This window comes from Pseudobacillus badius (genome assembly GCF_002189605.1).
GTDB classification, from domain to species: domain Bacteria; phylum Bacillota; class Bacilli; order Bacillales; family Domibacillaceae; genus Pseudobacillus; species Pseudobacillus badius.
The window spans coordinates 484,586-506,586 of the sequence record NZ_MWMM01000001.1; the positions used below are offsets into that span (position 1 = coordinate 484,586).

The 22,001-nt window shown below is 46.5% G+C and carries 19 protein-coding genes; 17 read left to right on the plus strand and 2 right to left on the minus strand.

Annotated features, from left to right (window positions below; genetic code table 11):
• Nucleotides 1-28: 28 nt before the first annotated feature.
• Complete coding sequence (gene mutL / locus B1A98_RS02345) at nt 29-1,960, plus strand: DNA mismatch repair endonuclease MutL (protein ID WP_063383567.1); 1,932 nt, start codon at nt 29-31, stop codon at nt 1,958-1,960.
• 193 nt (nt 1,961-2,153) lie between these two features.
• Here the strand turns inward: mutL and B1A98_RS02350 are convergent, their stop codons facing one another.
• Nucleotides 2,154-3,896 carry an ABC transporter ATP-binding protein gene (locus tag B1A98_RS02350; RefSeq protein WP_063383568.1) on the minus strand — a complete coding sequence of 581 codons (1,743 nt, stop codon included), beginning with the start codon at nt 3,894-3,896 and terminating at the stop codon, nt 2,154-2,156.
• On the minus strand, nt 3,883-4,638 hold the full coding sequence (locus B1A98_RS02355; RefSeq protein ID WP_063383569.1) for a MerR family transcriptional regulator: 756 nt from the start codon (nt 4,636-4,638) through the stop codon (nt 3,883-3,885). The genes B1A98_RS02350 and B1A98_RS02355 overlap by 14 nt, the downstream gene beginning before the upstream one ends.
• Nucleotides 4,639-4,824: 186 nt before the next feature.
• On the opposite strand from B1A98_RS02355, the gene B1A98_RS02360 reads away from it, so the two are divergent.
• From B1A98_RS02360 to B1A98_RS02435, 16 genes are all read left to right on the plus strand, one after another.
• Nucleotides 4,825-6,012 carry an MFS transporter gene (locus tag B1A98_RS02360; RefSeq protein WP_063383570.1) on the plus strand — a complete coding sequence of 396 codons (1,188 nt, stop codon included), beginning with the start codon at nt 4,825-4,827 and terminating at the stop codon, nt 6,010-6,012.
• A 57-nt stretch (nt 6,013-6,069) separates the two neighbouring features.
• Nucleotides 6,070-6,624, plus strand: a complete 555-nt coding sequence (locus tag B1A98_RS02365) for a glycerol-3-phosphate responsive antiterminator (protein ID WP_063383571.1) — start codon at nt 6,070-6,072, stop codon at nt 6,622-6,624.
• Between the two features lie 220 nt (nt 6,625-6,844).
• Nucleotides 6,845-7,663: an MIP/aquaporin family protein gene (locus tag B1A98_RS02370; RefSeq protein WP_041113121.1), complete on the plus strand. Its 819-nt coding sequence runs from the start codon at nt 6,845-6,847 to the stop codon at nt 7,661-7,663.
• Between the two features lie 18 nt (nt 7,664-7,681).
• The gene (gene glpK, locus B1A98_RS02375) at nt 7,682-9,175 is read left to right on the plus strand and encodes a glycerol kinase GlpK (protein ID WP_063383572.1); all 1,494 of its coding nucleotides are present in this window, start codon (nt 7,682-7,684) and stop codon (nt 9,173-9,175) included.
• Nucleotides 9,176-9,335: 160 nt separating this feature from the next.
• The gene (locus B1A98_RS02380) at nt 9,336-10,994 is read left to right on the plus strand and encodes a glycerol-3-phosphate dehydrogenase/oxidase (protein ID WP_063383573.1); all 1,659 of its coding nucleotides are present in this window, start codon (nt 9,336-9,338) and stop codon (nt 10,992-10,994) included.
• Between the two features lie 143 nt (nt 10,995-11,137).
• On the plus strand, nt 11,138-12,082 hold the full coding sequence (gene miaA / locus B1A98_RS02385; RefSeq protein ID WP_063383574.1) for a tRNA (adenosine(37)-N6)-dimethylallyltransferase MiaA: 945 nt from the start codon (nt 11,138-11,140) through the stop codon (nt 12,080-12,082).
• A 37-nt stretch (nt 12,083-12,119) separates the two neighbouring features.
• Nucleotides 12,120-12,353: an RNA chaperone Hfq gene (hfq, locus tag B1A98_RS02390; RefSeq protein WP_041100152.1), complete on the plus strand. Its 234-nt coding sequence runs from the start codon at nt 12,120-12,122 to the stop codon at nt 12,351-12,353.
• 166 nt (nt 12,354-12,519) lie between these two features.
• Nucleotides 12,520-13,461: a stage V sporulation protein K gene (spoVK, locus tag B1A98_RS02395; protein WP_063383654.1), complete on the plus strand. Its 942-nt coding sequence runs from the start codon at nt 12,520-12,522 to the stop codon at nt 13,459-13,461.
• 165 nt (nt 13,462-13,626) lie between these two features.
• Complete coding sequence (locus tag B1A98_RS02400; protein ID WP_041100154.1) at nt 13,627-14,265, plus strand: TetR/AcrR family transcriptional regulator; 639 nt, start codon at nt 13,627-13,629, stop codon at nt 14,263-14,265.
• 72 nt (nt 14,266-14,337) lie between these two features.
• Nucleotides 14,338-15,480, plus strand: coding sequence for an acyl-CoA dehydrogenase (locus B1A98_RS02405; RefSeq protein WP_041100156.1), 1,143 nt, complete (start codon nt 14,338-14,340; stop codon nt 15,478-15,480).
• A 32-nt stretch (nt 15,481-15,512) separates the two neighbouring features.
• Complete coding sequence (locus B1A98_RS02410; RefSeq protein ID WP_063383655.1) at nt 15,513-17,138, plus strand: AMP-binding protein; 1,626 nt, start codon at nt 15,513-15,515, stop codon at nt 17,136-17,138.
• Nucleotides 17,139-17,157: 19 nt separating this feature from the next.
• Nucleotides 17,158-18,516 (plus strand): acetyl-CoA carboxylase biotin carboxylase subunit, encoded by a 1,359-nt coding sequence (locus B1A98_RS02415; protein ID WP_063383575.1) that lies wholly within the window; start codon nt 17,158-17,160, stop codon nt 18,514-18,516.
• 14 nt (nt 18,517-18,530) lie between these two features.
• The gene (locus B1A98_RS02420) at nt 18,531-18,743 is read left to right on the plus strand and encodes an acetyl-CoA carboxylase biotin carboxyl carrier protein subunit (protein WP_082028222.1); all 213 of its coding nucleotides are present in this window, start codon (nt 18,531-18,533) and stop codon (nt 18,741-18,743) included.
• A 12-nt stretch (nt 18,744-18,755) separates the two neighbouring features.
• Complete coding sequence (locus B1A98_RS02425; RefSeq protein WP_041100160.1) at nt 18,756-19,664, plus strand: hydroxymethylglutaryl-CoA lyase; 909 nt, start codon at nt 18,756-18,758, stop codon at nt 19,662-19,664.
• 5 nt (nt 19,665-19,669) lie between these two features.
• Entirely contained in the window at nt 19,670-20,452 is a 783-nt protein-coding gene (locus B1A98_RS02430; RefSeq protein ID WP_041113197.1) for an enoyl-CoA hydratase, read from the plus strand.
• A gap of 10 nt (nt 20,453-20,462) precedes the next feature.
• Nucleotides 20,463-22,001 carry an acyl-CoA carboxylase subunit beta gene (locus B1A98_RS02435; protein ID WP_063383576.1) on the plus strand — a complete coding sequence of 513 codons (1,539 nt, stop codon included), beginning with the start codon at nt 20,463-20,465 and terminating at the stop codon, nt 21,999-22,001.

A 22,001-nucleotide genomic window follows, 5' to 3' on the forward strand; every position in this document is an offset into this window, starting at 1 on the left:
TCAGACCAAGAAAAAGCAGGTGAAGCACATGGGAAAGATTATTCAGCTGGATGATACACTTTCAAATAAAATTGCTGCCGGTGAGGTAGTGGAACGCCCCGCTTCTGTTGTAAAAGAGCTGGTTGAGAACGCCATTGATGCAGAAAGCACAGTCATTGAGATTGATGTAGAAGAAGCAGGTCTTGAAAGCATTCGCATTGTTGATAATGGGACAGGCATTGAGCCGGATGATGTATTAAAAGCTTTTTCCCGTCATGCGACAAGCAAAATTAAAGACGAAACAGATTTGTTCCGCATCCGGACACTCGGCTTCCGCGGGGAAGCCTTGCCGAGTATTGCCTCAGTATCCGAACTGTCGCTGACTACCGGCACCGGTGAAGGACCGGGGACCGAGATTGTCCTCTCAGGCGGGATTGTTCAAAAACATGAACCCGCAGCCAGCCGCAAAGGAACCGACATTAAAGTGTCAGGCTTGTTTTTTAACACGCCGGCCCGCTTAAAATATATGAAAACGATCCACACGGAGCTTGGCAACATCACCGATGTGGTAAACCGGCTCGCCTTAGCCCATCCTGAGGTAGCAATGCGTCTGAGGCATAATGGGAGAGCGCTGCTGCAGACAACGGGAAATGGGGACGTTCGTCAAGTGCTTGCCGCGATTTACGGATTAAATACAGCGAAAAAGATGGTTCCGCTAGCTGCTTCTTCTTTAGACTTTCAGGTGGAGGGATGGATTTCCTTGCCGGAAGTGACAAGGGCATCAAGAAACTACCTTTCTGTTATGGTCAACGGCCGTTTTATTAAAAATTACAGCTTGGCCAAGGCAATCCAGGAGGGGTATCATACACTTCTTCCGATCGGGAGGTACCCGATTGCTTTTGTAAACATCACGATGGACCCGATTCTTGTGGATGTGAACGTTCATCCGGCTAAACTTGAAGTTCGCTTCAGCAAAGAACAAGAGCTTCAGGAGGTTGTCACCAGGGCGATTCGTGAGGCTTTTCAAAAAGAAACATTGATTCCTGAAGCAGCGCCGGCGGTCAAGCCGGCACAGCCATCTTCCCGCCAGCAGGAATTTTCTTTTGATGACAGCCAAAGACAGGCCATAAAAGAGGACCGTCCGGCACCTGCCTTCTCGTCTGCTTCTGTGACGCGGCGTGAAAGCTTGCCGCCGGTCAGTCAAAGGAAGGAATTATATACGAGAGAACTAGATGAAGCAGCTGGCGAGCAGCCCGATGAATATGTTCCGATGGAAATGAAGGAAACAGCGGAAGCCTTTACGGAGGCTGTATTCACTCCGCAGGCGGCATCGTCTGCAGATGCTGCCGAAGCAGATGATGGATATGGGCAGGAAACCGGAATAGAGGAACAGGAAAGCCGGCTTCCTCCGCTTTATCCGATCGGGCAAATGCACGGTACGTATATTTTTGCTCAAAACGAAAAGGGCTTGTATATGATTGACCAGCATGCCGCTCAGGAGCGGTTGAAATATGAGTTCTTCCGGGAAAAAGTGGGGCAGGTAGAGAAGGAGCTGCAGGATATGCTCGTGCCGATTACACTTGAATACTCTGCTGATGATTGCATTAAAATTTCTGAGCACCTGGAGGATTTAAAAAGCGTAGGGGTCTTTTTGGAACCGTTCGGCGAGCGCGCTTTTATCGTCCATTCCCATCCGCAGTGGCTGCCAAAAGGGGAAGAGCAGCAGATGATTGAGGGCATTATTGAACAAATGCTGTCAATGAGAAAGGTGGACATAAAAAAATTGCGCGAGGAAGCTGCCATCATGATGAGCTGCAAAGCGTCTATTAAAGCGAATCACCACCTGCGCAATGACGAAATCCAGCAGCTGCTGGACGACCTTCGCCGCTGCAGCGATCCATTTACCTGCCCGCATGGCCGGCCGATCGTTGTTCATTATTCGACGTATCAAATCGAAAAAATGTTTAAGCGAATTATGTAAGTTTCAGTTTTGAAGAACCTTTGGATATCAAGGGTTCTTCTTTTTTTATTTAATGGATTCCTTGTTTAGCTCATCTTCGGATATTTAAGGAATATATAATATTATTATGTAAATAAAAAATCGTTGAATAGAAGGAGGGTAAAAAAAGATACAAAAAAGGCCGGCTTCTTTACAAAAGCGGCCTTTTTTGTATTCAGGAGGTTAATTGCTGGCGTGCTAATTTTTGATAGAGCGGATGACCGGCAAAAAGAGCTTCATGCGTGCCAATCCCTGTCACCTTTCCTTTTTCAATGATGACAATCTGATCGGCGTTCACGATAGTGGACAGGCGATGGGCAATCACAAGAGTGGTCCGGCCGGCCATTAATTGCTCGAGCGCCTCCTGAACGAGCCGCTCAGAATCGCTGTCCAGGTTGGAGGTTGCTTCATCGAGCAGCAAAATTTGCGGATTGCGCATAAAAGCTCGGGCAATAGCAAGGCGCTGCCGCTGTCCGCCTGATAATTTTATTCCGCGTTCGCCAACCTCTGTGTCATACCGGTCGGGAAGCTTCTCGATAAATTCAGCGGCATTTGCCAGCTTAGCGGCTTCTGCCACTTCTTCATCTGTTGGTGTCCTGTCTATTCCGTAACAAATGTTATCGCGGATCGTTCCCGACATAATCGGGCTTTCCTGGGAAACGTAGCTGATGGCTGTCCGCCATGAATGAAGGTTAAATTCACGGATGGATTGCTCTCCTAAATAAATGTCGCCATCAGCCGGTTCATAAAAGCGCTCCAGCAAGGCAAAGAGGGTCGTTTTGCCGCTGCCGCTCGGACCGGCGAAGGCCGTTGTTTTTCCGGCCGGAATCTGGAGATTAATATCCTCCAACACAGCCTGGTTTTCATTGTAGCGAAACGTGAGATTGCGAAGGAAAAGATCCTGAGCCGGATTAATTACAGACGACCCTTCTTCTTCTGATTCCTGTTCAAGTGACAAAATGGACTGAATTCTTTCAGTGGCTCCCATCGCTTTTTGGAAAGCTGTGAAAAAAGCCGCCATTTGGCTGAAAGGAATAACGATTTGAAACATGTAAATAATGATGGCTACGAGGGAGCCGGCGGTGAGGGAGCCGGATGCTACCCGCACGCCGCCATAACCGATTAAGATAACGAGAACCATCATCATAATCCCCGTCATGAAAGGAGAGATGACGGCTTGAATCCGCGCTTCCTTCAGGCCGTACCGGAAAAGCTCCTGAATGCGCCGGCCGCCTTTTTCTCCTTCCGCTTTTTCCGCACTGTAGGCCTTCACGAGCCGGATATCAGCAAGAACTCTGCCAAGATCAGCTGAAAAGCCCGCCATTTCTGTTTGTGTGTCTTTGGAGATACGGTACATTTTGCGGCCGAGCGGCATGATAATCAGAATAGAAACAGGAGCGGCCAGCAGCATAACAATGGTCATTTTCCAGTCAATGAAAAGTAAAATAACAACCGCGCCGGCAATAGAAATGATTCCAGTTACAAAGGAAACAAGGTGCTGAACGATCAACGTTTTGACCGTATTCGTATCCTGTGTCAGCCGGCTCATCGTTTCCCCGGATTCATGATGATCAAAATAAGAGACAGGAAGCGCCAGTACTTGCCCCCATAATCGCTTGCGTATGGAAGAAACCACGGCTTCTCCAATGTAGCTCATTAAGTAATAGGAAAAGCCGCCCGAGATAGTTTGGGCAAGAAAGCTGCCGGCGAGAAAGAGGATGACGGACAGCTGCAGCTGGCTCGCAGCCAGCTGATCCACAAGATCCTTTGTAAACAAGGGCACAATCAGCCCGGCAACCGTCTCGATTATGCTTAGTAAGACAGCTGTGGCAATGATCCACTTCGGCAAGCTTGATTTTGTAAATAAGCGGATGAATGGCCTCCATTGCTGCCAATCTGTTTGATTAGTTTTTTCCACTTTGTATCCCTTCCTTTTCCATATAATGATTGACCGCTTGTTTTAGCCATTGTTCCTCTTCCGGAGTAAAAGGGTAGGGGAAGAGCCAGGGGTCTTCTTCAAGATCTGCTGCCGGGATTTGTTCTAACAGCGGCAGCTCATCACCGGCTATTTCCATGGCAAATTCCATTAATTCAGCTGCTAATTCGCCAACCTCGCTGCTTTTCGGATCGATATCCATAGCCTCCTTTAGGCGCGAAAATAAATGCATCGATTTCTTCTCGATCGTTTCCTGCTCGCTTTTCAGTCTATCAAACAGCGCATTGATGCGGGGCTCTGGCATAAAAGCGGCGAACCAGCGTTTGTGGCTTTTTTCCATGTGCACATTGTTAATCATTGAAATAAATATATCCGTGTGCAAAGTCCCGCCTGTCTCGATTTGCTCAATAGCAAGATTAAGCAGCCGGATAGAGTTATTTAATTGCTCACGCTTTTTTTCCATCATATCACGCTGAAAGATCAAAGAGTCCTTTTCGTTCCAGGAATCTTTATTGATAAAATCGGCCGTTTCTTCAAGAGAGAAACCTAAAAACTTTAAGGAAACAATTTTTTGAAGTGTGTGCACGTCGCTTTCCAGGTAGTACCGGTGTCCTCCTTCTGTCCGTTGAGCGGTCAGGCTGCCAATCTCATCATCGTACTGCAGTGTTCTTGCCGTCAGACCGCTCATTTTCTTAAATTGGCCGATTGTGTAATGTTTTTCCATTGTGCTCCCTCCATTTGTTCGTTAGCTTCATTCTAAAACATCACGTTACGTGATAGGCAAGCTAAAAAAATAAGGTAAAACAGTTTTGCCGCTTCCTCTCTATACGAGCCAAGCGAAATAGCCTAATATAGAAAAAGAGAGAGTTTAGATGCAGCGCAAGGACATAAGAGGTGAGTAAGAGTTATTATGGCTAATACAGGAGAACGGTTTCGGTTAGGTGTACTTGTCAGTGTGGTGGCCATCTCTGGATTTAGCCAAGGGATGCTGCTGCCGCTGATTGCATTGTTATTTGAACAGGAAGGCATGCCAGCTTCGCTGAATGGATTAAATGCGACTGGTTTGTATATCGGTATATTGCTTATTTCGCCGTTTATGGAAAAACCTTTGCGGCAATTTGGCTACAAGCCCGTAATCATCGGAGGCGGTCTGCTGGTGATCGCTGCTTTGTTTGCTTTTCCTTTGTGGAAATCATTCTGGTTTTGGTTTATTTTGCGTCTCTTGATCGGAATCGGCGATCATGCGCTTCATTTCGGCACGCAAACATGGATTACGACTTTTTCTTCTCCTGAGCGGCGCGGGAGGAATATTTCGCTTTACGGCCTCTTTTTCGGCTTGGGATTTGCTGCCGGTCCATTGATGACAGGGCTTATCCATTACGGTGAAGCTTTGCCGTTTATCCTTTCGGCGGTTCTTTGTTTAGTTTGCTGGGTCTTTTTATTTTTTCTTAAAAATGATTTTCCGGAGCAGCAGGTGGAGACCAATTCAATGTGGGAAACGATGAAACGGTTTAGGGAAGCTTTTCGCTACGGGTGGCTCGCTTTTTTGCCAACGTTTGCTTACGGATTTTTGGAGACGTCCTTTAATGGAATTTATCCGATCTACGGGGTGCGAACCGGCTTGTCTGTTCAAGAAATTTCCATCATTTTAATGTCATTCGCAATTGGCGGTATCGTCTTCCAATTTCCATTAGGCATGATGAGCGACAAATACGGAAGAAAGAGGATATTATCCATCGTCTTATTATCTGGAACGTTATTGTTTTTTAGTGCCGCGCTCATTGACCAGATGTATCCCTTGCTATTAATGTGCATATTTCTCGCAGGGATGCTGGTCGGTTCTACTTTTAGCTTGGGCATTAGCTTTATGACCGATTTGATGCCAAGACCCTTGCTGCCAACGGGGAATCTCTTGTGCGGCATGGCCTTCAGCATCGGCAGCCTGACTGGTCCTTACTTAGGGGGGCTTGCTTTGCAGCTGTTTCAGGCGGTCAGCTTTTTTGCTGTTATCAGCTCCATTTTCGGCCTCGTAACGATCATCTTTTTCTTATATGGAGGGAAGCCTTTAAAGAAGGAAAAAATGCTCCCGCTCAGCTAATGACAGACAGCTTTTCGTTTAGCCAAAAAGAGAATTAGAATAAAAGGGGTGCAGCCGATGAATTTTCACGGACAAAAAATATTGCCGGCAGTTCGGACAATGAAAGATTTTGATAAAATGCTTGAAACTCCGTTTGAGTATGGGGTGTTTTTAGATTTGCATGTCGGCATGGTCAAGAGTGTATTTGACTATGCCCGGCAGCATGGAAAAAAGATGTTTTTGCATCTGGATTTAATCCACGGTTTGACAAGCGATGAATATGCAGCTGAATTCATTGCACAATATGTAAAACCGTATGGGATTATTTCCACAAAGGGAAACGCCATCGTCAGGGCAAAGCAAAAAGGGCTTCTGGCCACACAGCGGGCCTTTATTATCGATTCAAGCGCCCTTGAGCGCAGCATTAAATTAATTGAGCGGACCGATCCCGACTATATTGAGGTACTGCCGGGGGTAGTGCCCAAGATCATTAAAGAGCTGCATGAAAAAACTAAAAAACCGATTTTCGCGGGCGGGCTGATAGAAACGAGAGAAGAAGTGGAAGAGGCGCTGGAAGCCGGGGCCTGTGCCATTACAACTTCTGACCGGGAACTGTGGAAATTATATTATTAATAAATAATGTATGGTAAATTAGTTGACGGCGCTTTCAAAACGTATTATCTTAGGGATAAGTTAATAATTTGTGATGGAGAACAAAGAGATTCACAACACACGCAATTTTTGCGGCTGTTTGTTGTGGATCTTTTTGTTTTTTTTTGATTTAAGGGCTCTGTTCATCTGACAAGGCACTCTTGGATATTACTTATTTCACGGAGAAAGGGAGTAAAAAAGAATGACACCATTTTGGGGAGAGCTGTTCGGAACAGCTTTGTTAATTGTATTTGGAGCCGGGGTTTGCGCAAATGTAAATTTGAAAAAGTCGTTTGCTTTTGCTTCCGGATGGATGGTGATTGCTTGGGGATGGGGGCTGGCTGTTGCGATGGCTGTGTATGCTGTGGGCCAATTTAGCGGCGCTCATTTAAACCCTGCCGTCACGCTGGCCTTAGCTTTTGCCGGCGATTTTGCCTGGGGAGACGTTGCTCCTTACATTGCTGCACAAATGATTGGGGCGATCATCGGCGCAGCCGTTGTTTACTTGCACTTTCTGCCTCATTGGAAAGCGACGGATGACCCGGGAGCCAAGCTGGGTGTGTTTGCTACCGGGCCGGCAATTAAGCATACCTTTTCCAACTTGTTAAGTGAAATCATTGGGACTTTTATTTTGACGGTTGGAATATTATCGATTGGAGCCAATGAATTTACAGAAGGACTTAATCCATTTATCGTAGGGTTATTAATTGTGGCTATCGGCTTATCTTTAGGCGGAACGACTGGTTATGCCATTAATCCTGCGCGTGATCTCGGCCCGCGTATCGCTCACTTTTTGCTCCCGATTGCCGGCAAAGGCGGTTCGAATTGGCAATATGCCTGGATACCTGTCGTCGGCCCGCTGCTTGGCGGTTCACTGGGCGGCTTGTTTTATCGGGCTTTCTTTACCGGAGATATTGTACCGGCATTCTGGGGAGTGTTAGCTGTTACTTTTGTTGTTTTACTCGTTATACTGATGATGGGGAAGAAAAACCATACAGCTTCAAACGAAGCAGATGCTTGATAAAGGGAGGAGAAAGGAATGGAACAGTTTATTTTATCGCTTGATCAAGGCACAACAAGCTCAAGAGCGATTCTTTTTAATAAAAAAGGAGAAGCGGCTTATGTAGCCCAGAAAGAGTTTACTCAGCATTTCCCGCAGCCTGGCTGGGTGGAGCATAATGCCAATGAAATATGGGGAACCATCCTGGCCTGCATTGCGACTGTATTATCTGAAAATAATATCAGCCCTGAGCAAATCGCCGGTATTGGAATTACAAACCAGCGGGAAACAACAGTCGTGTGGGATAAAGAAACCGGAAAGCCAGTTTATAATGCCATTGTGTGGCAGTCGCGGCAAACGGCCGATATTTGCAATGAACTGAAAGACCAAGGGTATGATTCATTATTCCGTGAGAAAACAGGATTGCTGATTGACGCTTATTTTTCAGGCACGAAAATCAAGTGGATTCTCGACAATGTAGAAGGTGCACGGGAACGGGCAGAAAAGGGAGAGCTTTTATTTGGCACGATTGATACGTGGCTTATTTGGAAGCTGTCCGGCGGCAAGGTGCATGTGACAGATTACTCCAATGCATCAAGAACGCTATTATTCAACATTCACGATTTAACGTGGGATGAAGAACTGCTAACTATCTTAGACATTCCTACATCGATGCTTCCTGAGGTGCGCCCTTCTTCTGAAGTTTACGGCCAGACGGTCCCTTATCACTTTTTCGGTCAGGAAGTGCCCATTGCCGGTGCGGCTGGTGACCAGCAAGCTGCTTTATTCGGCCAGGCATGTTATGAAGAAGGAATGGCAAAAAACACATATGGCACCGGTTGTTTTATGCTCATGAATACGGGTGAGAAAGCAGTGTCCTCCCGCCACGGCTTATTAACAACTATTGCCTGGGGAATAGATGGAAAAGTGGAATACGCCCTTGAAGGCAGCATTTTTGTTGCAGGCTCGGCCATTCAATGGCTGCGTGACGGTTTGCGCATGGTCAAGGATGCGGCTGACACAGAAGAATATGCGACCAATGTGGCTTCTTCCGGAGGTGTCTATGTTGTTCCGGCCTTTGTCGGGCTTGGTACGCCTTATTGGGACAGCGACGTGCGCGGAGCTGTATTCGGTTTAACAAGAGGAACATCTAAAGAGCATTTCGTCCGTGCGACGCTTGAATCGCTTGCTTATCAAACAAAAGATGTCCTGGATGCGATGGAGGCTGACTCCGGCATTTCATTAAAAACACTGCGTGTCGACGGCGGAGCGGTTAAAAACAATTTTCTGATGCAGTTCCAAAGCGATATGCTCCAAGTGCCTGTGGAACGTCCGATTATCAATGAAACCACAGCCCTTGGTGCGGCGTATCTTGCTGGACTTGCAGTAGGCTTCTGGAAAGACCGCCAAGAAATTTCTTCTAAGTGGCAAGTGGAAAAAGTCTTTAAACCGCAAATGGCGAATGAAGAACAGGCACGCTTGTACGCCGGCTGGAAAAAAGCGATAGAAGCTGCCTTAGTATTTAAAGTTTGAAATCTCAAGCCTCGTGCTATATAATGAAATTAAGTTAATAAATTGTCTGGAGAAACAGAGAGACCTGTCTTCATAGCGATGATCCATCGTTATGTTTTGGCAGGTCTCTTTTCGTTTTCTTTTAGTGAAAATGAGGTATTTAACAATTGGAGGGGACATTATGAAATTTTCAAATGTAGAGCGTGAACAATGGCTGAGCCATTTACAAAACGAAGAATTTGATCTTCTCGTCATCGGAGGCGGGATTACAGGAGCGGGGATTGCATTAGATGCGACCACGCGCGGAATGAAGGTGGCTCTTGTAGAAATGCAAGATTTTGCTGCAGGGACTTCCAGCCGCTCCACAAAACTTGTTCACGGCGGGCTGCGTTACTTGAAGCAGTTTGAGGTGAAGATGGTGGCTGAGGTCGGCAAGGAACGTGCAGTAGTATATGAAAACGGTCCGCACGTGACTACACCAGAATGGATGCTTCTGCCTATGCATAAAGGCGGCACTTTTGGCAAGTTCACGACAGGCATCGGCTTGCGCGTCTACGATTTTCTCGCCAATGTGAAAAAATCAGAGCGAAGAACGATGCTGACAGCTGACGAAACGCTTCATAAAGAGCCGCTTATAAAAAAAGAAGGATTAGTCGGCGGCGGCTACTATGTTGAATACCGGACGGATGATGCCCGGTTAACGATAGAAGTGATGAAAAAAGCGGTTGAAAAAGGAGCCGCAGCTGTAAACTATGTAAAAGCTGAAAAGTTTATTTATGAAAATCAAAAAGTGATGGGTATCGAGGCTAAAGACGTATTAACAGGAAAGACAATTGAGGTAAAGGCAAAGAAAATTGTTAACGCAGCCGGTCCATGGGTGGATAAGGTGCGCAAGAAGGACCTTTCTGTTAATAACAAACATTTGCGGCTCACCAAAGGCATCCATATTGTCATTGACCAATCAATTTTCCCGCTGAAGCAAGCGGTATATTTTGACGCTCCGGATGGCCGGATGATCTTTGCGATTCCGCGCGACGGAAAAGCGTATGTGGGCACGACGGACACCTTCTATGGAGATGACAAGGACACGGCCAATCCGAAAATGCTGGAGGAAGACAGGGACTATTTATTGAAATCCATTCATTACATGTTCCCTGAGGTGAAAGTAGGACCGGCGGATGTGGAGTCCAGCTGGGCTGGTGTACGCCCGCTGATTTATGAAGAAGGCAAGGACCCTTCTGAAATATCGCGGAAAGATGAGATTTGGGAAGGAGACAGCGGTCTAATTACCATTGCCGGCGGAAAGCTGACTGGTTACCGGAAGATGGCCGAAATCGTCGTAGACCTTGTCTCTAAAAAATTGAGCGCTGAAACAGGCAGAAGCTTTAAGAGCTGCCAAACACGCCATTTGCCAATCTCGGGAGGAGATATCGGCGGAGCTGACCAGCTAGAGCCGTTTGCTCAAAAGAAAGCAAAAGAAGCATCCTCTTACGGACTTTCGGAAACGGAAGGGAAATATTTGGCTCATATGTACGGCACGAATGTTGATCGTTTGTTTGCGCTCGCTAAACAGGCGGATTCTGATCTTCTTCCTAAAGTGCTGTACGCCCAATTGCTATATGCTGTGACGGAGGAAATGGCACTGAAGCCGGTCGATTTCTTTATTCGCCGAACCGGGGCATTGTTTTTCCGCATTGATGAAGTCAAACAGTATAAAGAGCAAGTGGTTGCAGTCATGGCGGACTTATTTGACTGGCCGTCTCCTGTAGCTGAGCAGTATTTAGTGGAACTGGACAAAGAAATCCGGGATGCACAAACCCCAATTGATATTCAAAACTAATCGAAATCCGGCTGCGGTTGGCGGCCGGATTTTTTGTTTGGCACGTATAAAAAGAAAAAAAGGGGCGAGAATGGAGTATTAGCTTTAATAACTGATTCTACGTATGGTACGATAAGAGAAAATCGGTAAAGGCAGTGAAAAGATTGCATCAGCGGGAGAAACTTATCGTGATCATTGGGCCGACAGCGGTCGGGAAAACGGCGCTAAGCATTTATTTAGCAAAGCGGTTCGGAGGAGAGATCATCAGCGGCGATTCCATGCAGGTTTATAAAGGCATGGACATTGGCACGGCCAAGGTGACCTTTGAAGAAATGGAGGGCGTTCCTCACCATTTAATCGATCTGAAAGAGCCCGATGAGACATTTTCAGCTGCTGAATTTCAACAGCTGGTCAGAGAGAAAATAACGGAAATAACCAATAAAGGCGCTTTGCCTATTATCGTCGGCGGAACAGGCTTATATGTTCAATCAGTTATTTATGATTACCAGTTTTCTGAGTCTGGGGGCAATCCCGAATTGCGTGAAAAGCTGGAAAAGCAGGCTGCTCATGAGGGCAAAGAAGCACTCTATGAACAATTAAAGCGAATTGATCCAGAAGCAGCTGCGGCCATTCATCCGAATAACGTCAGAAGAGTGATTCGCGCCCTTGAAATTTTTTATACAACTGGCAAGAAGATGTCCCAGCAGCAAAGCAGCCAGCCTAATGAATTATTATACGACACGGCGCTGATTGGGCTGACGATGGACAGGGAAATGCTTTATAGCCGAATTAATGAAAGAGTGGACCAGATGATGGCAGCGGGTCTGCTTGAAGAGGTGAAAACCCTTTGGGATAAAGGGATTCGCAGCGGTCAAGCCGTCCAGGCTATCGGCTATAAAGAGCTGTTCAGTTATTTAAGAGGCGAGGAAACATTAGAAGCCGCCGTCGAGCAATTAAAACAAAATTCGCGGAATTATGCCAAGCGGCAGCTCACTTGGTTTCGGAATAAAATGGATGTCAACTGGTTTGACTTGTCAGATGAGGAGAAGCGTCCGGAAAAAATAAAAGAAATTTCGGGTTTTATAGCAGGAAAGCTGCATTTAAAATAGAATTAATTAAGTATAGATAGAAAGAGGAGGAAAAGATATGAAACAAGGGATTAATATCCAAGACCAATTTCTGAATCAGCTTCGAAAAGACGGAACACTCGTCACTGTATTTTTATTAAATGGATTTCAATTGCGCGGCTACATAAAAGGTTTTGATAATTTTACTGTTCTGTTTGAATCGGATGGAAAGCAGCAGCTCGTTTATAAGCACGCTATCTCTACATTTGCTCCTCAACGAAATGTACAAATTTCTTTAGAAGATCAAGAATAAAATGTTCTTTAAACGCGTACAGTCCCCTGTACGCGTTTTTTATATGCAGAAAGACGTATGTTTGCCTGCGGCCTGAATAGACTGTAAAGAGGGAAATTATTTCTTGGGAAAGCGCAAAAAAAGACAATATGCGACGGCCTCCGTCAAGCTTGGTGGGGTGATAGAGATGAAGCAGCCGATCCGTATGAAAGATAACGGACAAATTAATGTTGTGCTGCACACCAAAAATGACCGCATCCAGCAGCCAGTCTCTGAAGAGCGGCCTTATACGTGGTCCAGTTCTTCTGAGCATGCGGTATTGAAGAAGGTAGAAAGTGAACTGGATGCGTTAGTAGGACTAGAAGAATTAAAGAAAATGATCCGGGAAATTTATGCTTGGATCTTCATAAGTAAAAAAAGGGAAGAAAAAGGATTGAAAGCCGGAAAACAAGTGCTGCACATGATGTTTAAAGGAAATCCAGGAACCGGAAAAACAACAGCTGCCCGCATTATTGGAAAGTTATTTTTTGAAATGAAAGTTTTATCGAAAGGCCATCTAATAGAGGCAGAGCGCGCTGATCTCGTCGGTGAATATATTGGGCATACGGCTCAAAAAACGAGAGATTTAATTAAGAAGGCGATGGGCGGCATTTTATTTATCGATGAAGCTTACTCACTCGGACGGGGAGGGGAAAAAGACTTCGGAAAAGAAGCGATCGATACGCTTGTTAAGCACATGGAAGACAAGCAAAATGATTTTATTTTAATATTAGCGGGATATCCGAGGGAGATGAACCACTTTTTTACGCTGAATCCCGGATTGGAGTCCCGCTTTCCGCTCGTTTTTCAATTTCCGGATTACCGCCCTGAACAGTTGATGTCGATTGCTGAAAAAATGGCGGCGGAAAAAGAATACAGATTCAGCAAAGAAGCAAAAATGAAACTGCGCGAGCACTTTGCCCATGCCCGGGAAGGAAGCCAGCAGACCTTCTCCAATGGCAGGTATGTACGCAACTTGATTGAAAAAGCCACTCGTGCCCAGGCGGTCCGATTGCTGAATGAGAACAACTATAAATATGAAGAGTTAATGCTGATTGATTCGCGGGATATTCAATTAAACGAACGGTAAGAAAGAGATTTGTCTGATGCAAAACCGCCGTTTTCTCCGGCGGTTTTGTTGTTGATAAAACAAGACTTCAGTCAAAAAAATCGGATAAATTATTTTTTATTTTCTGACAAAATAATTGTCAATCCAGTTTTTGTTATGATACTATCTAAGCAAAGGTGATAAAACATGAAAAAAAAACCATTAAAAGAGAGAATTCTAGAGACGTCATTGGTGATGTTTGAAAAGCATGGGTACCATGGAGTGACTGTCGACCAGATTGTGGCCGAATGCGGGACTTCTAAGGGGGGGTTTTACCACAACTTTAAGTCAAAAGACGAACTGCTGTACCACATTCATGATATTTTTATTTCGTATGTGCTTGATCGTGCAAAACAGGCATATGCTGATTACAGCACACCTGTTTCCCGGCTGTGCGCTGTTATTTTATCATTTACAAAAGTATTTGATTTATATAAGCCGCACATTACTGTTTTCTATCAGGAAAGCACCTATTTAAAGGGAGATTTTCAGGAGAAAATCAATGAGAAGAGAGATGAATACCGCAAGATCATCTTACAGATTATCCAAGAGGGGCAAAAAAGCGGCGATTTTCGGCCGGAAGTGTCAGCAGAGATTACGACAATGGCGATTATCGGCATGGTAAACTGGACATATAAATGGTTCAAGAAAGAAGGAGAGCTGTCCATCGAAGAGATTGGCGGCATATTCAACGACCTGCTTGTCCATGCGCTCGTCACAAAACAGGGGATGGAACACCAAGATATTCAAGCCTATTTACTAAACAGCCAGCCGGTTAACAATTGAACTGGCTTTTATAAAAGCTCATAGAGACCGACTAGTCTGTCTCAAACCAATGGAAAACAAGGGGGACTTCACATGAATTTTGAATTAACGAAAGAGCAGCAAATGTTAAAGGATATGGTCAGAAGCTTTGCCGAAAAAGAGATTAAGCCATACGCTCAGGAGCTGGATAAAACATCAGGCTTTAACGAACAGGCCTTTAAAAAGATGGGAGAGCTCGGGCTTCTTGGCATTCCTTTTCCAGAAGAGTATGGAGGATCTGGCGGTGACACGGTTTCTTATGCGATTGCAGTAGAGGAAATTGGCAAAGCCTGCGGCGGCACAGGGCTCAGCTACGCAGCGGCCATCAGCCTGGGGGCCAGCCCGATTTTTTATTTCGGAACTGAAGAGCAAAAGCAGGAATGGCTTGTGCCGATGGCGAAAGGAGAAACATTAGGTTCTTTTGGATTAACTGAACCGAATGCCGGATCGGATGCCGGCGGTACAAGAACAAAAGCTGTGCTGGATGGTGATGAATATGTGATTAATGGCGAGAAATGCTGGATTACAAATGCCGGTTTTGCACGGCAAATTATTGTAACCGCTGTCACGGGGAAGAAGGATAACGGCAGAAGCATTATTTCGGCTATTATTGTGCCTGCGGATGCGCCGGGAGTGACCATTTCCTGCAACTACGACAAAATGGGGGTCCGCGCATCGAATACGTGTGAAATTGTTTTAGAAAATGTCCGTGTGCCGAAAGAAAATCTCCTTGGAGACAGTCAAAAAGGCTTCAGCCAGTTTTTATACACCCTTGACGGCGGACGGATTTCTATCGCCGCCTTAGCCGTGGGAATCGCACAAGCTGCATTGGAAAAAGCTCTTCAATATGCAAAAGAACGTGTGCAGTTCGGCCAGTCGATTTCTAAATTTCAAGCGATTCAATTCAAGCTGGCGGACATGGCGACAGAAGTGGAATTAGCACGGAATCTTGTACACAAATCTGCTTGGCTGAAGGATCAAGGAAAGCCGTTTGGCAAGGAAGCAGCGATGGCTAAGCTGTTTGCCTCAGAAACGAGCTTCCGTGCGAGCAACCAGGCAATCCAAATTCATGGCGGTTATGGCTATATGAAGGAATATGACGTAGAAAGATTTTTGCGCGATGCGAAATTACTGGAAATCGGGGAAGGAACATCGGAAATTCAGCGCCTAGTAATTGCGCGTCATCTCGGCTGCTAAAAGATAAGAGGGGGAAGGGTGCAATGAGCGAATTGATCCAAGAAACAGTCGGAGGACTATTAGCGAAAAGAGCCAAACAACTTCCGCAACATGAAGCACTTGTCTATCCAGATCGCAATCTCCGGTACACATACAGCGAATTTGATCGGCTATGCCGGAAAGCCGCCCGCGGTTTAATGGCGCTTGATATTGATAAAGGCGAACACATAGCTGTTTGGGCGACAAATGTGCCTGAATGGGTAACCCTGCAATTTGCCACAGGAAAAATGGGAGCCGTTTTAGTAACGGTCAATACGAATTACCGAGCCGCTGAACTTGAGTATTTGCTGCAGCAGTCAGAGAGTCAGACGATCGTTTTGATTGAAGATTACCGCGGAAATTCATATATCGATACGATCTATGAAATTTGTCCAGAGCTCTATTCATCTGAACCTGGGAAACTATCATCGAAACGGCTGCCTCTGCTGAAAAATGTGGTGGTGTTAAGTGAGAAAACATACAGCGGAACCTACAATTGGGCGGATATTTTAGAACTGGCTGAACGAGTGACTGAGGAGCAGCTGGATGCGCGGACAGCCGAGCTCGAACCGGATGAAGTCATTAATATGCAGTATACATCCGGAACGACCGGTTTCCCGAAAGGCGTCATGCTGACACACAGCAACTTGATTAACAATGCTTTTCATATTGCCGGCTGCATGGAGTTAACGGAGCAAGACCGCCTTTGTATTCCTGTCCCGTTTTTTCATTGTTTCGGATGCGTGATCGGAACAATGGCCTGCGTTACTGTCGGAGCTACGATGGTGCCGGTGCAGGAGTTTGATCCGGAAGCAGTGCTGACAACAGTGGAAGCGGAAAAATGCACGGCTTTGCACGGGGTGCCGACGATGTTTATTGCGGAGCTTAATCACCCGAATTTCTCAAACTATGATTTATCGAGCCTTCGTACCGGTGTAATGGCCGGCTCTAACTGTCCGGTAGAGGTCATGAAGGCTGTCATGAATACGATGAATATGGAGGAAATCACCATTTGTTACGGTCAAACGGAGTCCTCGCCGGTGATTACACAGACAAGGACGAATGATCCGGTAGAGCTGCGCGTCGAAACAGTGGGGAGGGCGCTGCCGGACGTGGAAGTCAAAATTGTAGAACCTGGTTCATCAAGGGAGCTTCCGCCCAACAGGCAGGGGGAGCTGTGTACGAGGGGCTACCATGTCATGAAGGGATATTACAACAACCTGGAGGCTACAAAAGAAGCGATTGATGAAGAAGGATGGCTTCACACGGGGGATCTCGCCGTGATGGATGAGAATGGATATATCCGGGTGACAGGCCGTTTAAAAGATATGATTATCCGCGGCGGCGAAAATATTTATCCGCGCGAGATTGAAGAATTCCTGTATACTCACCCAAAAATACTGGATGCACAAGTCATAGGAGTGCCGGATGAAAAATACGGGGAGGAATTAATAGCCTGGATTATCCTCAAGGAGGGAGAAACAGCTTCTGCGGATGAAATTAAAGACTACTTTAAGGACAAAATTTCCCGCCACAAAATCCCGAAACATATTCGGTTTACAAAGGAGTATCCGATGACAGCCTCTGGAAAAATCCAAAAGTTTAAATTGCGTGAACAATCGATGGGCTTATTGAAGTAAAACGGAGGGAGCGATCCAGTTGTTTTCTAAACTATTAATTGCTAACCGCGGCGAAATTGCCTCGCGTATTATTCGCACATGTAAACAGATGGGAGTAAAAACGGTAGCGGTTTATTCCGAAGCAGATGAGAACGCTTTGTTTGTCCGGGAGGCAGACGAAGCGTACTGCATCGGCAAGCCCCAGGTGAATCTCAGTTATTTAAACGCTGATGAAATGATACGCATCGCTAAGAAAAGCGGGGCAGAGGCTGTTCACCCGGGCTATGGCTTATTGTCAGAGAATGCGTCTTTTGCGCAAAAGTGCTTGGATGAAGGGCTGGCCTTTATTGGTCCTTCGCCGGCGATTCTAGCTGCGATGGGCAGCAAAATTGAAGCGCGGAAAACAATGAAGCAGGCAGGCGTTCCGATTATTGAAGGGATTAACGTTGCTCTCCAGGATGAAGAGGAGGCAAAAGCAGCAGCGGAGTCTGTCGGCTACCCGCTCATGCTGAAGGCGTCAGCAGGCGGCGGCGGTATTGGAATGCAGCTGGTTCATTCCGAAGAAGAACTGGTGAAGGCTTTTGCAGGCAACAAAAAAAGAGCAGAATCATTCTTTGGCAACGGCGATATGTTTTTGGAAAAGTATATTCAAGAGCCTCACCATGTGGAAGTGCAGATACTTGCAGATAGCCATGGCCATATAATCCCTCTCTGGGAGCGGGAATGCTCGATTCAGCGCCGCAACCAGAAAGTAGTAGAAGAGGCTGTCTCACCATTTATCAGTGAAGAAACGAGAACGAAAATGCTGGATGCCGCAGTAAAGGCAGCCCATCATATTGACTATACGAATGCAGGAACGATTGAGTTTTTAGTTGATAAAGAAGAAAACTTTTATTTTCTTGAAATGAACACCCGCCTGCAGGTGGAACATCCAGTCACAGAGGAAATCACCGGCCTTGATCTTGTAGAACAGCAACTAAAAGTGGCAGCCGGCGAGAAGCTGCAATTGACACGCGAGGAAGTAAAGCGCAGCGGGCATGCAATTGAAGTGCGCATTTATGCAGAGGATCCGAAAACGTTCTTCCCTTCACCGGGGCAAATTACTGCGCTGGAGCTGCCGGAAGGGGAAGGAATCCGTCATGAATGTGCGGTTGAATCAGGCTCCGCTGTTACCCCTTTTTATGATCCGATGATCGGCAAGCTGATCGCGTGGGGACCGACAAGGGAGGAAGCGTGCCGCCGCATGCAAAAAGCGTTGGATGAATATAAGATTGAAGGCATTAAAACGAATTTGCCGATGCTGAGAAAAGTCATCAGCCATCAGCAGTTTTTAGAAGGGATCACAACGACTGATTTTGTGAACCAATATTATTTGCCGGAATTAACAACAACGAATTAAAAGGAGAGATAGCCGTGGCAACAGTACAAGCGAGTATGGCAGGAAACGTGTGGAAAGTTCTTGTAGCGGAAGGGGAAGAAGTGAAAGCGGGCCAGGATGTCGTCATTTTAGAATCTATGAAAATGGAAATTCCTATTGCCGCTGAGGAAGACGGCACCGTTCAAAAAATCCATGTGAGTGAAGGAGATTTTGTCAACGAAGCGGATCGCCTCGTTGATGTGGAATAGGAGGAACATCCCTTGAAACTTCCTGAAAAAGTGATCATTAAAGAGGTAGGGCCCCGCGATGGTTTGCAAAATGAACCGCATCAAGTGAGTACAGAAAATAAGGCAGCTTGGATCGACCGGCTTTCAGAAAGCGGGCTGTCCTATATTGAAGTCACTTCTTTTGTTCATCCAAAATGGATTCCGCAGCTGGCAGATGCTGCGGAGGTTCTCTCTTCCATCCAGAGAAAGCCGGGCATTACATATGCAGCCCTCGTTCCGAATAGGCACGGATTGCGAAGAGCGCTTGATGCGGGTGTAGATGAAGTCAGCGTATTCATGTCAGCCAGCGAGTCACATAACAAAAACAATATTAACAAGTCCATTGCCGAAACGCTGCCGGTGCTGAAAGAAGTAGTAACCGAGGCGAAAGCGTCTGGAAAAACAGTGCGCGGATATTTATCGACCGTTATTGCCTGTCCGTATGAAGGTGCTATCTCGCCTGAACAAGTTAGAGAGATTAGCGCCCGGTTGTTTGATATGGGAATTGATGAATTGTCGCTCGGCGAAACGATTGGCGTTGCTGTACCTCCGGATGTAGAGCGCTTGCTGGAGGTATTGATTCCTGAATTTTCTAACGACCGTCTTGCTATGCATTTTCATGACACAAGAGGCACGGCTCTGGCGAACATTTCAAAATCTCTTGAAATGGGCATTCATACGTTTGACAGCTCCTTAGGAGGATTAGGCGGCTGTCCGTATGCCAAGGGTGCCTCCGGTAATGTAGCGACCGAGGATTTACTTTACATGCTCCAGGCGATGGGCATTGAAACAGGGATTCAAATGGAGCGTTTGCTTGAGGCCGGAGAGCTGATGGAATCCTTGCTTGGAAGATCGTTAACGAGCAGGCAACTGGAACTATACCGCAAAGCAGAGAGAGGGTGAAGCATGTGGGCGAAACGGTTCAATTAAAAAAGCTGGAGCAAGGGATTGCCGTCTTGACACTCAACCGTCCACAGGCCGCTAATTCCTTATCCAAAGAGCTTTTATACGACCTTCACGACGCTCTTTACAATATGAAGAATGATCCGAAAATCCGTGTGGTGATCTTGACGGGGGCGGGCGAAAAAGCGTTTTGCGCAGGGGCCGATTTAAAAGAAAGAAAGGGAATGGACGAGGCGCAGGTGCGGCACATTGTCGGCTTGATTGGTTCAGTGATCAATGAAGTAGAAGCATTGCCGCAGCCAGTCATCGCCGCTATCAACGGGGCGGCTTTTGGAGGAGGGCTTGAGCTTGCCTTAGCTTGTGATATCCGAATTGCAGCCAGCCATGCAAAATTAGGATTAACTGAAACCTCGCTCGCAATTATTCCGGGAGCCGGCGGCACCCAAAGACTGCCGCGGCTGATTGGAGTTGGAAAAGCCAAGGAATTGATTTTTACCGCCCGGCGGATTACCTCTAATCAGGCGGAACAAATTGGTCTTGTGGAACATATTGCCTCTCCGGAAAGCTTGCTGGAAACGGCTGTTCATTTGGCGAAGGAGATGGCCGTGAATGCGCCGCTTGCATTGTTCCAGGCAAAAACGGCAGTTAACCACGGAATGCAGACCGACATTGCAACAGGTTTGCAAATTGAAAAGCTGGCATATAACACACTTATTCCGACAGAGGATAGGCTTGAAGGACTGCAAGCATTTGCAGAGAAGCGGACACCAACATACAGAGGAAAGTGAGGAGACAGCAATGAACGAAACGGGAGTAAAAACAGACTACCAAGAAAAGCTGGAATCGGTCTTAACAGGCGGACAGGAGAAATATCATGAGAAAAATAAGGAGCAGGGCAAGCTGTTCGTCCGGGACCGTCTGCAGCTGCTTTTTGATAATGGGCTAGAGGCAGAAGACGGATTATTTGCCAACGTGCTTGCCGGAGATTTGCCGGCAGATGGCGTTGTAACGGGCGTTGGAAAAATAAATGGGCGCACAGTATGTGTGATGGCTAATGATTCCACAGTGAAAGCAGGATCGTGGGGTAAGAGAACGGTAGAAAAGATTATCCGTATCCAAGAGACAGCGGAAAAGCTGCGGTGCCCGATGCTTTATCTTGTCGATTCAGCGGGAGCCAGGATTACCGATCAGCTGGAAATGTTTCCTGGACGCAGAGGAGCCGGCCGCATTTTTTATAATCAGGTGAAATTATCCGGAAAAGTGCCGCAAGTTTGCCTGTTATTTGGACCTTCCGCTGCCGGGGGAGCTTATATTCCTGCTTTTTGTGACATTGTGGTCATGGTGGAGGGCAATGCTTCCATGTATCTCGGATCGCCGCGCATGGCGGAAATGGTTATTGGCGAAAAAGTAACGCTTGAACAAATGGGCGGCGCGAAAATGCACTGCTCAGTTTCCGGCTGCGGGGATGTGCTTGCTAAGACGGAAGAAGAAGCGATTGAATATGCGAAAAAATATTTAACTTATTTTCCTGATAACTACACAGAGAAACCGTCTCCTCAAGAGCCCAAAATGCCGGCTGCTTTTGAAAAATCAATCGAAGAGCTTATTCCCAAAAATCAAAATGCCCCGTTCGATATGCATCAGTTGATTGAACGCTTGGTCGACGAAGATAGTTTCTGTGAAATTAAGAAATTATTTGCCGCTGAACTGATTACCGGGCTGGGCCGGATCAACGGACAGCCGGTCGGCATTATCGCCAACCAGCCTCGTGTAAAAGGGGGAGTGCTGTTTCATGATTCAGCTGATAAAGCGGCTAAGTTTATTAGCTTATGTGACGCGTTCCATATTCCGCTCTTATTCTTGGCCGATGTGCCGGGCTTTATGATTGGCACCAATGTCGAAAAGGCCGGAATTATCCGCCATGGAGCCAAAATGATTTTTGCCATGAGTGAGGCGACAGTGCCTAAGCTGACCGTCATTGTCCGCAAAGCTTACGGGGCTGGTTTGTATGCTATGGCTGGTCCGGCATTTGAGCCGGATTGCTGCTTGGCGCTGCCGACAGCGCAAATTGCGGTAATGGGGCCGGAAGCTGCAGTTAATGCCGTTTATGCAAATAAGATTGCTTCATTGCCAGAGGAAGAACGCGCCGCCTTTATCAATGAAAAAAGAGAAGAATATCGGCAAGACATTGACATTTATCGCCTAGCCTCTGAGTTGATCATTGACGGTGTAGTGGAACCGAACCGGCTTCGCGAGGAACTTTCCGCCCGGCTCGATGTCTATATGTCTAAGTATATGGTGTTCACTGATCGTAAACATGGAGTAAATCCTGTTTAA

Coding starts and splice junctions, on each gene's coding strand:
- B1A98_RS02405 (WP_041100156.1), top strand. CDS start 14,338: ATGAATTTTGAATTAACGAAAGAGCAGCAAATGTTAAAGGATATGGTC.
- B1A98_RS02400 (WP_041100154.1), top strand. CDS start 13,627: ATGAAAAAAAAACCATTAAAAGAGAGAATTCTAGAGACGTCATTGGTG.
- B1A98_RS02360 (WP_063383570.1), top strand. CDS start 4,825: ATGGCTAATACAGGAGAACGGTTTCGGTTAGGTGTACTTGTCAGTGTG.
- spoVK (WP_063383654.1), top strand. CDS start 12,520: ATGAAGCAGCCGATCCGTATGAAAGATAACGGACAAATTAATGTTGTG.
- hfq (WP_041100152.1), top strand. CDS start 12,120: ATGAAACAAGGGATTAATATCCAAGACCAATTTCTGAATCAGCTTCGA.
- B1A98_RS02355 (WP_063383569.1), bottom strand. CDS start 4,638: ATGGAAAAACATTACACAATCGGCCAATTTAAGAAAATGAGCGGTCTG.
- B1A98_RS02435 (WP_063383576.1), top strand. CDS start 20,463: ATGAACGAAACGGGAGTAAAAACAGACTACCAAGAAAAGCTGGAATCG.
- B1A98_RS02365 (WP_063383571.1), top strand. CDS start 6,070: ATGAATTTTCACGGACAAAAAATATTGCCGGCAGTTCGGACAATGAAA.
- glpK (WP_063383572.1), top strand. CDS start 7,682: ATGGAACAGTTTATTTTATCGCTTGATCAAGGCACAACAAGCTCAAGA.
- mutL (WP_063383567.1), top strand. CDS start 29: ATGGGAAAGATTATTCAGCTGGATGATACACTTTCAAATAAAATTGCT.
- B1A98_RS02380 (WP_063383573.1), top strand. CDS start 9,336: ATGAAATTTTCAAATGTAGAGCGTGAACAATGGCTGAGCCATTTACAA.
- B1A98_RS02370 (WP_041113121.1), top strand. CDS start 6,845: ATGACACCATTTTGGGGAGAGCTGTTCGGAACAGCTTTGTTAATTGTA.